The 14107-nt window shown below is 40.8% G+C and carries 8 protein-coding genes; 6 read left to right on the plus strand and 2 right to left on the minus strand.

Going from position 1 to position 14107, the window contains the following annotated elements; genetic code table 11:
• Nucleotides 1-123: 123 nt before the first annotated feature.
• Nucleotides 124-1539 carry an FAD-dependent oxidoreductase gene (locus tag H4J63_RS18175; protein ID WP_024605343.1) on the minus strand — a complete coding sequence of 472 codons (1416 nt, stop codon included), beginning with the start codon at nucleotides 1537-1539 and terminating at the stop codon, nucleotides 124-126.
• Nucleotides 1540-1548: 9 nt separating this feature from the next.
• Nucleotides 1549-6006 (minus strand): glutamate synthase large subunit, encoded by a 4458-nt coding sequence (gene gltB, locus H4J63_RS18180; protein ID WP_182197863.1) that lies wholly within the window; start codon nucleotides 6004-6006, stop codon nucleotides 1549-1551.
• Between the two features lie 679 nt (nucleotides 6007-6685).
• Here gltB and H4J63_RS18185 point away from each other — a divergent pair.
• The 6 genes from H4J63_RS18185 to H4J63_RS18210 all read left to right on the plus strand — a co-directional run bounded on the left by H4J63_RS18185 (nucleotide 6686) and on the right by H4J63_RS18210 (nucleotide 13945).
• Complete coding sequence (locus H4J63_RS18185; protein ID WP_182197865.1) at nucleotides 6686-7939, plus strand: efflux RND transporter periplasmic adaptor subunit; 1254 nt, start codon at nucleotides 6686-6688, stop codon at nucleotides 7937-7939.
• A gap of 42 nt (nucleotides 7940-7981) precedes the next feature.
• Entirely contained in the window at nucleotides 7982-8692 is a 711-nt protein-coding gene (locus tag H4J63_RS18190; RefSeq protein ID WP_182197867.1) for an ABC transporter ATP-binding protein, read from the plus strand.
• A gap of 3 nt (nucleotides 8693-8695) precedes the next feature.
• The gene (locus H4J63_RS18195; protein ID WP_182197869.1) at nucleotides 8696-10009 is read left to right on the plus strand and encodes an ABC transporter permease; all 1314 of its coding nucleotides are present in this window, start codon (nucleotides 8696-8698) and stop codon (nucleotides 10007-10009) included.
• An 11-nt stretch (nucleotides 10010-10020) separates the two neighbouring features.
• Entirely contained in the window at nucleotides 10021-11229 is a 1209-nt protein-coding gene (locus tag H4J63_RS18200; RefSeq protein WP_182197871.1) for an ABC transporter permease, read from the plus strand.
• A gap of 71 nt (nucleotides 11230-11300) precedes the next feature.
• A complete protein-coding gene (locus H4J63_RS18205) occupies nucleotides 11301-12632 on the plus strand; it encodes a sigma-54 dependent transcriptional regulator (RefSeq protein WP_182197873.1) in 1332 nt (443 codons plus the stop codon).
• Complete coding sequence (locus H4J63_RS18210; RefSeq protein ID WP_182197875.1) at nucleotides 12632-13945, plus strand: PAS domain-containing sensor histidine kinase; 1314 nt, start codon at nucleotides 12632-12634, stop codon at nucleotides 13943-13945. The genes H4J63_RS18205 and H4J63_RS18210 overlap by 1 nt, the downstream gene beginning before the upstream one ends.
• The last annotated feature ends 162 nt before the right edge of the window (nucleotides 13946-14107 follow it).

The raw sequence follows: 14107 nt of genomic DNA on the forward strand, positions 1-14107 counted from the left end.
ATTCCATGTCCCGTCTGTTAACATTAATCTTGGCATGTAGGTTCGGTGTAAAGTTTTCTGGCGAATTCAATTATACCTTATCTTCATGCTGTTTGTTTTTCATACCACAAAGATCAACACGCCCTAGACTTTTAAATAATCCATAATACCTTCTGCAGCATTACGTCCTTCAAAAATAGCGGTTACCACTAAATCTGAACCACGCACAATATCGCCACCAGCAAATATTTTAGGGTTAGTCGTTTGATGTGTAAACTCACTTTGTTCTGGTGCGTTAATACCGCCCCAGTTGTTTATTTCTACATCGTATTTTTCTAACCAATCCATTTTGTGAGGCTGGAAACCAAACGCCATAATAACTTGATCTGCTTCAATAACATGTTCTGAACCAGGTACTTCTTCAGCACGGCTTCTGCCTTTTGCGTCAGGTTCACCTAATTTAGTTTTAACCATTTTAACGCCGGTCACTTTACCTTTATCGTTCAGTACAATGCCTTTAGGCTGAACGTTATACGTAAATATAACGCCTTCTTCTTTCGCATTTTTAACTTCACGTTTAGAGCCTGGCATATTTTCTTTATCACGACGATAAGCACACGTTACTTTTGCAGCATTTTGTCGAATAGACGTACGCACACAGTCCATCGCTGTATCACCACCGCCAAGTACAACTACTTTTTGATTAGCCATATCAATACACGGTTGTTTTGTCTCGTCGTAGCCCATTACACGGTTCGTGTTACCAATCAAAAACGGCAATGCATCGTGAACACCCGATGCATCTTCATTTTCAAGACCTGCACGCATACTCTGATACGTACCAACCCCTAAAAACACAGCGTCGTAATCAGCTAAAATTTGATCAAGTGCAATATCAACACCTACTTCAACATTTAACTTAAATTCTACGCCCATTTCAGTGAAAATTTCACGGCGCTTTTGCATTACTGATTTTTCAAGTTTAAAAGAAGGAATACCAAATGTGAGTAGTCCACCTATTTCTGGGTGACGATCAAACACTACTGGTTTAACTCCATTTCGCACTAAAATATCAGCACACCCTAAACCTGCAGGGCCCGCACCAATAATGGCTACTTTTTTGTCAGTCCATGTTACATAAGACATATCAGGCTTCCAGCCCATTTTAAATGCCTCATCAGTAATGTATTTTTCAATATTACCAATTGTAACAGCACCAAACTCTTCATCGAGCGTACACGAGCCTTCACACAAGCGGTCTTGTGGGCAAACACGCCCACAAACCTCTGGTAAGCTATTTGTACGATGAGAAAGCTCAGCCGCCTCTATAATACGGCCCGTGCGTATTAACTTTAACCATTGTGGAATGTAGTTATGTACTGGACATTTCCACTCACAGTATGGGTTACCACAATCTAAACAACGGTCAGCTTGTGAGTTAACCTGATTCTCTGAAAAGGGTTCGTAAATTTCTACGAAAGATTTTTTACGTGACGAGATTGGTTTTTTGCGTGGGTCTACACGCTGCACGTCTATAAATTGATATACATTTTCGCTCATACTGCCCCCTTATTGCGCCTGAACACGTAGTTCGGCACTACTGCGAGCGCGATGCCCGAGTAAACTTTTTAAGTCACTTGATATTGGTTTTACTAATTTGAACATCGGTAAGTACAATTCAAAGTTAGCCAAAATACTTTCTGCTCTGCACGAACCCGTAAGCTCTAAATGCTCAGCAATTAAGCCGCGTAAATGTTCTTGATGCGACGTTAATTCGTCTAGTGTTACTATTTCGACAAGCTCTGGATTAATGCGTTTTTCAAAATCATTTCGCTCATCTAAAATATAAGCAAAACCACCTGTCATACCCGCGCCAAAGTTAACGCCTACATTACCCAGTACACATACAACGCCACCGGTCATGTATTCACAACAGTTGTCACCTACACCTTCAACAACCGCTTGCACACCTGAGTTACGAACTGCAAAACGCTCGCCTGCACAACCTGCAGCAAATAGTTTGCCGCCTGTTGCACCGTATAAACATGTGTTGCCTGCAATTGTGGCTTTGTGACTTTCGAACGACGAGCCAAGTGGTGGACGAATAACTAACTTGCCACCCGCCATGCCTTTACCTACGTAATCGTTTGCATCGCCAACCAGTGTCATTTCAAGGCCACCGGCATTCCACACACCAAATGATTGACCCGCAGTACCGTGTAGCTCAATTGCTACAGGATCTGCCGCCATTCCTTGGTTGCCATATTTATCGGCAATATAGCCAGAAAGCATTGCACCTACCGATCTGTCCGTATTACAAATACGACTTACTAGTGAAATACCGCTTGAAGCATCAATTGCTTCTTGCGCCTTAGCAAGTAGGCTCTCATTAAGTTTTCCTAAATAATGTGAGCTATTAGGCGCACTACAATAAAGTGTTTCACCTGTTGGGTTATTAGGCTGAGCAATTACGGAAGATAAATCAATTTTCTTCTGTTTTGCTGTTTTGCCTTCAATTGCTTCAAGCAAATCTAAACGACCGATTAAATCAGTTAAGTTTACAACACCTAAGCTTGCCATGATTTCACGTGCTTCTTGCGCTATAAATTTAAAGTAGTTCATCGCCATTTCTGGTAAGCCGTGGTAATGCTTTTGACGAAGTGTTTCGTCTTGTGTTGCAACACCTGTCGCACAGTTGTTTAAATGGCAAATTCGTAAGTATTTGCAACCAAGCGCAACCATTGGACCAGTACCAAAGCCAAAGCTTTCTGCACCTAAAATTGCCGCTTTAATTATATCTAAACCTGTTTTTAAGCCACCATCTGTTTGCAAGCGAATGCGATGACGCAGTCCATTTTCAACAAGGGCTTGCTGCGTTTCAGCAAGTCCTAGCTCCCATGGGCTACCTGCATATTTAACTGAAGTAAGTGGGCTTGCGCCTGTACCGCCATCGTAGCCAGAAATAGTAATTAAATCGGCATACGCTTTAGCAACACCTGTCGCAATGGTTCCTACGCCTGGTTCTGAAACCAGTTTCACAGAAATTAGTGCTTTAGGGTTTACTTGTTTTAAATCGAAAATTAGCTGCGCTAAATCTTCAATTGAGTAAATATCGTGATGTGGTGGTGGCGAAATTAACGTAACACCTGGAACCGAATAACGAAGCTTAGCAATATATGGGGTTACTTTTTCACCCGGTAATTGACCGCCTTCGCCTGGTTTTGCACCTTGCGCTACTTTAATTTGAATAACGTCAGCACTGCGTAAGTAATGCGGCGTTACGCCAAATCGACCTGAAGCGACTTGCTTAATACGCGAGTTTTTCTCGGTACCATAACGCAGCTTATCTTCACCGCCTTCACCCGAGTTTGAACAACCACCTAAGCGGTTCATTGCAATTGCTAGAGCCTCATGCGCTTCTGGCGATAATGCACCAATACTCATTGCTGCTGAATCGAAACGCTTGTATAGGTTTTCTGCAGGCTCTACATCATCGATGCTAATGCCTTGCTCTGGAATTTTAAGCGCAAGCATGTCACGTAAAGTGGCAATAGGACGCGTATTAACAAGTTTTGCATATTCACTGTAATCACTATATTCACCAGAACGAACTGCTTTTTGCAGGGTTTGGATTACATCAGGATTATAAGCATGATACTCGCCGCCATGTACGTACTTAAACAAGCCGCCGTGGCTTAATAATTTACGCTTACTTAGAGCGAGTTTGTGTAAGCTTTGCTGATCGTCATCAAAGTCGGTAAAGCATGCGCCCTGTATGCGACTTGCCACACCTTTAAAGCACATTTGTACAATAGCGTCAGATAAACCAACCGCTTCAAACAACATTGAGCAGCGATATGATGCAACCGTACTTATGCCCATTTTAGACATAATTTTGTATAAGCCTTTATTAATGGCTTTACGATAAGCAAGGGTCACTTCGCAATACGACTTATCAATAATTTTGCTGTCGCTCATCGCAACTAACGATTCATACGCAAGGTATGGATAAATTGCCGTAGCACCAAAACCTAATAGCACAGCAAACTGGTGCGCATCTCGCACGCTGCCAGTTTCAATGATAATATTTGATTCACAGCGCAAGTTGTTATCAACTAAGCGTTTTTGTACCGCACCTACAGCCATAGCTGCTGGAATTGGTAAATTTATTTCATCAAAGTTACGGTCAGTTAAAATAAGCATGATACAGCCCGCAGCTGCTTTTTCTTGTGCTTGGTCACAAATACGCGTAACCGCGTTTTCTAAACCCTCTTCAACTGTATAGGTAATATCAATTTTACAGTAGCTGTAGTGCGCTTCATCAGCATTTAATAGCTGCTGCATGTCTGCGTACATTAAAATTGGTGTATCAAACTGTAGGCGCTTAGCGTGGCCCGTTGTTTCGTTAAATACGTTTTGCTCACTACCAATACAGGTTGCAAGCGACATTACATGGTTTTCACGTAGTGGATCGATAGGTGGATTTGTTACTTGCGCAAATTTTTGGCGGAAGTAATCATAAAGTGAACGATGCCCTTCACTAAGCACAGCAAATGGCGTGTCATCACCCATTGAGCCTGTCGCTTCTTGGCCGTTTTCACCCATTACACGAATAACGCTATCAAGCTCTTCGTTGGTATAACCAAACATTTTTTGATATTTAGCTAGCGTTTCGTCATCAAATGAGCGATTACCAGCGTCTTGCTCGGTAAGTTCTTCAAATGGAACTAAACGTTTAACGTTCTCCTCAAGCCATGACTTGTAAGGATGGCGAGACTTTAAATCTTGATCGATTTCATCCGAGTGCCAGATTTTGCCAAGTTTAGTATCAATAACTAATAATTCACCTGGACCAACACGGCCTTTTTCAACCACTTCATCGGCAGTGTAATCCCAAATACCCACTTCTGATGCAAGCGTAATAAAACCATCTTGTGTAATTACATAACGTGCTGGGCGTAGTCCATTACGGTCAAGGTTACACGCCGCAAAACGGCCATCCGACATAACAATACCTGCCGGGCCATCCCATGGTTCCATATGCATAGAGTTAAAGTCGTAAAATGCACGTAAATCGTCGTCCATTGCACGGTTTTTCTGCCATGCAGGCGGCACGAGCATACGCATAGCGCGGAATAAATCCATGCCGCCAGCTAAAAATAGCTCAAGCATATTATCTAGGCTTGATGAATCAGAACCGGTTTCGTTTACAAACGGCGCTGCGCTTTGTAAATCAGGAATAAGCGGTGACGCAAATTTATAAGAACGTGCGCGTGCCCACTGGCGGTTACCTTCAATAGTATTAATTTCACCATTGTGTGCTAAATAGCGGAAAGGTTGAGCTAAAGGCCAACGCGGCTGAGTATTAGTAGAAAAGCGCTGATGGAAAACACAAATCGCACTCGTCATACGAATATCAGCTAAATCTAGGTAAAAATTAGGTAAATCCGCAGGCATCATTAAGCCTTTATAGATAGTTACCAAACCAGATAGACTTGCGATATAGAAAGCTTCATCATCAACAATGCGCTTTTCAGCGCGGCGGCGTGCTACATACAAGCGACGCTCTAAGTCTTTAGAACGCCAACCTTCTGGCGCGCTAACAAAAATTTGTTCAAAACCTGGTAATTGCTGTACAGCAATAGGACCCAACATAGATGGGTCGGTTGGTACAACACGCCAACCTAAAATATTTAGCGTTTCTTTTTCTAATTCTTCGCTAAGTATTTGTTTTGCAGCTTGTGCTAAAACAGGGTCTGAATTTAAAAATATCATACCCACTGCGTAGTTTTTGCCTAAGTGCCAATTATGTTCACTGGCAATTGCACGGAAAAAGCTATCTGGTTTTTGTAATAATAAACCACAGCCATCACCTGTTTTACCATCGGCAGATATACCGCCACGGTGCTGCATGCGATCAAGCCCCGTAATAGCAGTACGAATAAGCCTATGACTAGCTTGACCATTAACTTGGGCTATTAAGCCAAAGCCACAATTTTCTTTTTCTAACTTTGAGTCGTATAACATAGACCCCTCCCCTTGCTGCACTGTTAGCGTGGATGAACTGCTCGACGATTTGCTAACAGACGGACAAAACTAGCCTCTATCTTAAATAGAGTCAATAGCACTTTGAATACATATTCACATTCTTGAATATTTCTCACTTCATAGCAAGATTTCTTTTTATCATTATTTTTAACATTTAGCGTTATTTTAACCACTATTTTTTCATGACACTGGTGTCAAGTTTAACATATTGTAAAAAACACAAGCACCCAAAGGTGCAGCTTACGTAAACGTAAAGGAGAGTAAAAGTGAATAAGTATTCAACAAATGAAGGGCTATTCAGTTAACATTTAGATAGTTTTATGGTATTTCATTACTTTAATGGCTTAACATCCCCGATTATTGCTGCTCATTAGTATAGTTATGAAAGTTCATGTCATTTTTTGTACATTAATAGTGAATTTTTATTTAAAGCGGTGTCCGATGCGGACATCATTTTCATGAACAAAAAATAAAAAGCACTTTAATATCAATGTGATAATAGTTGGCATATTAATCGTATAGCTTTACATATAATCGCTAATTGGAATTACTATGTTTACTCTAAGCTTATTTTTACTCTCTCCTATTGCCGCTATTTGCACAGCAGCTTTATTACTGCTGTGCGAAAAATACATAAAAGCAATTTAGGGGAAATTAAATGATTAAAGATACCAGCGCACAAGACGTACAAGTAAAGGCACCTATAAGCTATAAAAAATACGCGATAATCACTGCGATTGTTTTCATTGTGGTCTCTGCAATTGCTTATATTTTTTTAACGAGCCATAGCGCTAAAAGCTCTATTAGCCGCTCAAAAGTACAGATTGCAAAAGTACATGTTAAGGCGCTCATTCGAGACATTGCCGCCAGTGGTAAAATTGTTGCTGCTAATGCTCCTAAAATCTACAGTCCAGAACGGGGGTTTATAGATTTAAAAGTAAAGGCCGGCGATACAGTAAAGCAAGGCGACACACTTGCCCTGCTGCAAAGCCCTGAGTTAACTAATGAATTGAAGCAACAGGAGTCTGTACTTAAAAGACTTGAAGGCGAACAGCAAAGGCAACATTTGCAAGCAAGACGCCAAACACTCACCTTAAATAAAACACTCGATATGGCACAAGTTGAGCTTAACGCCGCTGAGCGCGAAAATCGTCGCGCACAGTTATCAATACAAAAGCACTTAATTAGCCAAATTGATCTAGAAAAAGCAGTTGATGAATTATCCCGAGCTAAGCTCTCCTATAAGCATGCGCAGCAAGAGGTATTGCTTGCCAAAGACACGCTCGCTTTTGAACTACAAGCTGCTAAAAGTGATGTGACCCGCCAACAACTTATTGTTGATGACTTAATCCGAAAAGTAAGCAACCTATCTATTAAGGCTACCGTTACTGGGATCGTGGGTAACCTATTAGTGCAACAAAAAGCCGCTGTGACGCAAAGCCAACCTCTTATGACTCTCGTCGACTTAAGTAATTTTGAAGCCGAACTCCAAGTTCCTGAAAGTTACGCAAACGAATTAGGACTCGGTATGGAAGTAGAGCTTAAGTTAGGCAATGAAACAGTGATGGGGAATTTATCCGCCATATCACCAGAAGTTAATAATCGTGAAGTAACCGCACGCGTCCGGTTTAAAGGTGTTACTAACAACATTCGTCAGAACCAACGCTTAACTGCACGTATTTTACTCGACAACCGAGAAGGTGTAATGCAAGTAAAGCGTGGTGCATTTATGCAGCAAGGCGGAATTATAGCTTATAAAGTCGATGGCAATATCGCAAAGCGTATATCTATTACAATAGGCGCCACCAGCATTAATGCGGTTGAGCTTTTAAGCGGACTAAAAGAAAACGATGAAATTATTATTTCAAGCTACAGCGACTTTAAGCAAGCCAACACGATTTTATTAAATTAAACAGACGTTCTCAACCAACGCTAAAAATAATTAGGAACAATCATGTTACAAATGAACAATGTAAGTAAAGTATACCAAACAGAAATGGTACAAACCCATGCGCTTCGAGATTTTAATCTGCAAGTAAACGAAGGCGAATTTATTGCTGTTACCGGTCCTAGCGGCTCAGGAAAAACAACCTTTTTAAATATTGCAGGTATGCTCGAGCCTTTTAACGAAGGTGAATACCTGTTGGATGGCGTTAATGTTAGCAGCCTAAACGATAACCAACGTGCTGATTTACGTAATCAAAAAATTGGCTTTATATTCCAAGGTTTTAATTTGATCCGCGATTTAAATTTATATGAAAACATAGAAGTTCCTCTTCGCTACAGAGGGATTAAAGCAAATGAGCGAAAACGTCGAATTGAGCAATGCCTTGAACAAGTTGGTTTAGCATCTCGCGCTAAACACTTACCTCAACAACTCTCTGGTGGCCAGCAACAACGTGTGGCAATAGCCCGTGCGCTTGCTGGTGAACCTCGTTTTTTACTTGCCGATGAGCCAACAGGTAACCTTGACAGCTTAATGGCTCGCCAAGTTATGGAGTTACTTGAACAAATCAATCGCGACGGTGCCACTATTGTAATGGTAACGCATGATAGCGAATTAGCCCGCCGTGCTCCGCGTAATATTCAAGTAGTTGATGGGCAGCTTGCCGACTTTACGCTTTATCAGGGCGCGCAAACTATAAAAACAGCATCGGGGGTTTAACTAATGTTTATTCATTATTTAGATTTAAGTTGGCGCAGCTTCAAGCGCACCCCACTGGTTAGCTTTTTAATGGTACTTGCCATTGCGATAGGTATAGGCATAACAATGACCAGCCTTAGTGTTTATCATATGATGTCGGCCGATCCTATCCCAGAAAAAAGCAGCCAACTTTACAGTGTGCAATTACAAACAATGGACGATGGTAGTACGTGGTGGACAGAAGATAACATGCCACTGCAACTGACCTATCAAGATGCAGATAACTTATTAAACGCACCCACGTCAGAGAAAAAAGTGGCTATGATGCGTACCGGCTTTTCAGCTTATTTAGACTCCGACAAAATAAAACCTTTTATAGGTAATGCTCGCATGACAACGCCTGACTTTTTTAGCATTTTTAATTTGTCATTTTTGTACGGTGGAGCTTGGAGCAAAGAGCAAGAAGACTCAGCTGCACCTGTGGTTGTTATTACCCAAGAGATAAACGAGAAACTATTTGCAGGAAAAAACTCTGTCGGCAAGCTGATTTACTTAGATGATGCAAGCTATCAAGTAGTTGGTGTTATTAACCATTGGCCTCTCAATATTAAATATTATGATTTAAATAACGGTGCATTTAATCAAGTAGAAGAGTTATTTATGCCCTTTAGCTTAATAAAGGCAAAAGAGCTCGTAAGTTGGGGCAATAGCAATGGATGGAAACACGAAAACACACCAACCTTTGCAGATAAACTGCAATCTGAGCAAGTATGGATCCAGTTTTGGGCAGAGCTAAATACGCTTGAACAAAAACAAGCCTATCAAAATTACTTATTAGCCTATATGCAAGAACAACAAAAACGTGGTCGATTTAATCGTAAAGAACTTGAGTATAAACTTCGCGATGTAAACCAATGGATGCAATACAACAACGTCGTCACCGAAGACAATAAAATTTTAGTGGGCCTGAGCTTTATGTTCTTAGGTGTCTGCTTAGCCAATATTTTAGGTTTACTTTTAGCTAAGTTTTTACGCAGAGCGCCAGAAGTAGGTGTAAGACGCGCATTAGGTGCTAGTAAAAGGCAAATATTTTTACAGCACTTAGTTGAGGTCGCCATGCTTGGCTTTATAGGTGGCATGCTAGGAATTGTACTAGCACAACTTGGCTTAATGGGCGTAGGGCAAAGCTACGACTACTATGAAAACTTAGCGACAATGGATTTAACCATGCTATTGAGCGCCCCATTGATTGCAATTATAACCTGCATTTTGGCTGGTTTGTACCCAGCTTGGCTAGTGTGTAAAACCAATCCTGCTATTTATCTTAAGAGCCAATAAGGAATGTCACAATGTTAGAAATAAAACCTATATTCAACGCCTTATGCCGCTCAAAGGTGGGCGCTGTATTACTGCTAATTCAAATTGCAATCACAACGGCAATAGTCAGTAATGCTGCATTTATCATTCAAGACAGAATTAGCTATTTAAACCAAGAAACGGGCTACCCTGAACAAGATATATTTAAGTTTAATGTAATGACCTTTGGTACTGATATTAACTTAAGTCAGCAGTTTGAGCTTGATGAAAGCATGCTTAGAAAAATGCCAGGCGTGGTCGATGCCGCATTAAGCAGTAGTATTCCACTATCAGGGAGTGGCAGCGCTTCGAGCTTTAATTTAAAACCTGCTCCACAAGAAGGTCTAAGTGTCAGGACCGCTTATTTTTTTATAGATGACCACGCAATTAATACCTACGGCGTTAACTTAATTGCAGGGCGAAACTTTACCGAAGATGAAGTACTCGTTACAAACGAAATTACACAAAAGCGCACCAACGTCACTATAGTCACTAAAGCCTTACTTGATGAGCTCTACCCTGATGGAGATGGTTTAGGGAAAATAGTTTATTTTGGCGACCTACCACTTAAAATTATTGGCGTGATCGGAAACATGAAAGGCCCGTGGCTCAAAGACAGTAAACCCGATAATCTTGCGTTTATTCCTTATATTAAAGCAGCAAGTTATGCACAAGTTGCCGTTCGTACTAAGCCTGGTCAGCGAGCAGCTGTAATGAAAGAAATAGAAAATGCCATGCTCGAAAATTACAGCAAACGCGTTATTAACAACATTAAAGGGCTTGATGAATTAAAAAATGAGTATACCGCTCAAGATCGCCTTATGATGCGCATGCTCATAGTATTAATCACTATTTTAGTGCTTATAACCGCTCTCGGTATTTTTGGCTTAACCTTATTTAATATTAGCAAACGTACTAAGCAAATTGGTACACGCAGAGCACTTGGCGCAAGAAAGTCAGCTATTGTTAGCTACTTTTTAGTAGAAAATGCATTAATTTGTAGCCTAGGTTTAGCCTTAGGTGTAGTAACAGCAATACTACTTGGGAAAATGTTAATGCAGTATTTTTCTGTAGCCGCACTACCGCCAAGTTATATAGCCGTTACCGCCATTGCCGTATTTTTAATGAGTTTACTTGCAGTATTAGCGCCGGCTAAACGCGCTGCCAATATTTCGCCCAGTATCGCAACTCGCACTATTTAATAATATGTAAATCACTATGCTACACTGCTTAGTAAGGCAGTGTAGACATTAAAAAATTATAAAAATAACCTATGACTGATAAAATACTCATTGTTGATGATAACCAAGCAGTACTCGACGCACTTTCATTGTTGCTCGAGATCCACGATTTTTCGGTAGTCACAGCCACAAACCCGTTTGATGCTCTGCAAATAGTTCGCTATCAACGAATTGAGCTTGTAATTCAAGACATGAACTTTACCAGTGACACCACCTCTGGCGAAGAAGGTAAAACGTTGTTTTATGAACTACGAGAAATAAACCCACACCTACCTATTATACTTATTACAGCTTGGACCGAACTTGCCACCGCCATTGAGTTTGTAAAAGCCGGTGCTGCTGATTACTTACCGAAACCCTGGGATGATGCAAAACTACTCGTTTGTATCAGTAACTTAATAGAGCTAGGCAGTGCTAAAAAAACAGTTGCTACACATAATCGCCATCAACAAGAGCGTGAAGGTACATTTAAAAGCGCAGACCTTGCCGGGCTAATATTTAAAAGCACGGCTATGGAACGACTGGTTACTATGGCGCTTCAAGTGGCTAAATCTGATATATCTGCATTAATTACAGGCCCTAATGGTAGTGGCAAAGAGTGTATTGCGCATATTATTCAAAGAAACTCCCCACTTGTATCGCAACCTTTTATTAAGGTAAACGCCGGTGCACTACCGCAAGAACTTATAGAGGCCGAACTTTTTGGCGCTGAAGCTGGCGCATACACGGGGATAACCAAACAACGTATTGGTCGATTTGAAGCAGCTGATGGCGGTACGTTATTTTTAGATGAAATTGGTAATTTACCACTTTCAGGACAAATAAAATTACTACGCGTACTACAAACCGGCGAGTTTGAACGTTTAGGCTCAACACAAACACGAAAGGTAAATGTGCGGGTTATATCGGCCACTAACGAAAACTTACTACAAGCAATTCAACAAGGTCGATTTAGGGAAGACTTATATTATCGCCTTAATGTAATTGAGCTCAATGTGCCTGCCCTAAGCGAAAGGCAAGATGATGTTTTAGCACTTATTAGCCATTTTTTACCTCACCGAGAGCTGACTATAAACACAGAGCAAGCACTCCAACAGTACAAATGGCCGGGTAACGTTCGAGAGCTAGAAAATGCTTGTAAACGTGTAGCGGTACTAAAACCAACAGGTGCGCTTACAGTCGATGACTTTGCACTTTCGTCATCGGTTACTGCTCAACAAGAAGCAAAAGCAGAGCCGACCAAACAGGAAATAGAACACGCAATGCGCGCTCATCAAGGTGTTATAGCCAAAGTGGCCCGTGAATTTGGTTTAAGCCGACAAGCACTTTACAGGCGATTACAAAAAATGGGTATTGATTATTAATGCCAAACATTATTAGCCACTTTACCCTAAGCCAAAAGGTTGTGTTAATTTGCTCACTTTGTAGCGCGCTGCCTGTTTTTATTATTGCCGCACTTAGTGGTTTTGATATGTACTACACTCTGTTTTTAATATTACTAACGCTTGCATTTAGCACCTTGCTTTCAAGAGCTCTCACCAAGCCAATAAAGCTTGGCATGCAATCGCTCGAAACCGGGTTGCTTAATTTTAAAGATGGTGAGCTATCCAGCTTACTAGCGTATAAAAGTAATGATGAACTTGGAAAACTATGCCGACTTTATAATCAAACCGCTAAACAGCTTCGCCAAGAAAAACAATGGATTTACCAGCGCGAGTTAATGCTTGATAAAGTATTGCAAAGCTCGCCGCAAGCGCTACTGCTGGTCAATGATAATAATACGGTGGTATTTAGTAATTTAATTAGCCGTAGTTTATTTAATAGCGCAACTCGCCTTGAAGGTATGAAACTAAGTAAGTTACTCGAAAATTCCCCTCTGCAATTAATAGCAGCTATAGAGCACGGTGTTGATGGCCTCTTTAATATAGAAATAGAGAATCAAGACTCGCAAACTTGGCATTTAGCCACCGGGGAGTTTTTACTCAATAACCAAAAGCATCATTTATATATATTTAAACAATTGACCCGTGAGCTTAGTCGCCAAGAAGTTGCCGTGTGGAAAAAGGTAATACGCATTATCAGCCACGAATTAAATAATTCACTCGGCCCAATGTCGTCCATGTTACACAGCGCACAATTGCTCGCAAATAAAGTCGATGAGCCCCGCCTTGCCCGTGTATTTGCAACTATTGATGAGCGAATTAGTCATTTAACTGAATTTGTACAAGGCTATGGCAAGTTTGCTAAATTACCTCAGCCACAAAAAACACGGATTAACTGGCAAAACACACTCAATAATTTAAAAAATCACTGGCAATTTAGCTACGAAATAAAAAATTCACACAATGAATTACAAGCTGATCAAGCCCAACTCGAGCAGCTGCTGATAAACCTATTAAAAAATTCACACGAGTCAGGCTCCAATGCCAATGAAATACATATTCAGGTCGAGTTTGTACCCCAAGCATGTGTTATAAATGTAAGCGACTGCGGCAAAGTAATGAGCGAGCAAGTAATGGCAAATGCTTTAGTGCCCTTTTATTCAACAAAAAGTACGGGGAGTGGTTTAGGGCTAGCTTTATGCAGAGAAATAGCAGAGGCGCATCAAGGGCATATAAGTTTACATAACAAAATAGAGGGCGGCTTAAACGTACAAGTGAGCCTTCCCTATTCGTAAATTAACACAAATTAAAAACAACAAAGCCACTTAAGAAGCTGTCTCTTATACACAAATCCCTGCTAAGAAATTAGCGGGGATTTTTTTGAACTAAATCTCAATGTCATGATCAGATCTTCAAATCTTGTTTGAGGGCACATTATGATTAACGAACATACTCAT

The organism is Pseudoalteromonas sp. 5Ae-yellow (genome assembly GCF_014077565.1).
Lineage (GTDB): Bacteria > Pseudomonadota > Gammaproteobacteria > Enterobacterales > Alteromonadaceae > Pseudoalteromonas.

Coding starts and splice junctions, on each gene's coding strand:
- H4J63_RS18175 (WP_024605343.1), bottom strand. CDS start 1,539: ATGAGCGAAAATGTATATCAATTTATAGACGTGCAGCGTGTAGACCCA.
- gltB (WP_182197863.1), bottom strand. CDS start 6,006: ATGTTATACGACTCAAAGTTAGAAAAAGAAAATTGTGGCTTTGGCTTA.
- H4J63_RS18185 (WP_182197865.1), top strand. CDS start 6,686: ATGATTAAAGATACCAGCGCACAAGACGTACAAGTAAAGGCACCTATA.
- H4J63_RS18190 (WP_182197867.1), top strand. CDS start 7,982: ATGTTACAAATGAACAATGTAAGTAAAGTATACCAAACAGAAATGGTA.
- H4J63_RS18195 (WP_182197869.1), top strand. CDS start 8,696: ATGTTTATTCATTATTTAGATTTAAGTTGGCGCAGCTTCAAGCGCACC.
- H4J63_RS18200 (WP_182197871.1), top strand. CDS start 10,021: ATGTTAGAAATAAAACCTATATTCAACGCCTTATGCCGCTCAAAGGTG.
- H4J63_RS18205 (WP_182197873.1), top strand. CDS start 11,301: ATGACTGATAAAATACTCATTGTTGATGATAACCAAGCAGTACTCGAC.
- H4J63_RS18210 (WP_182197875.1), top strand. CDS start 12,632: ATGCCAAACATTATTAGCCACTTTACCCTAAGCCAAAAGGTTGTGTTA.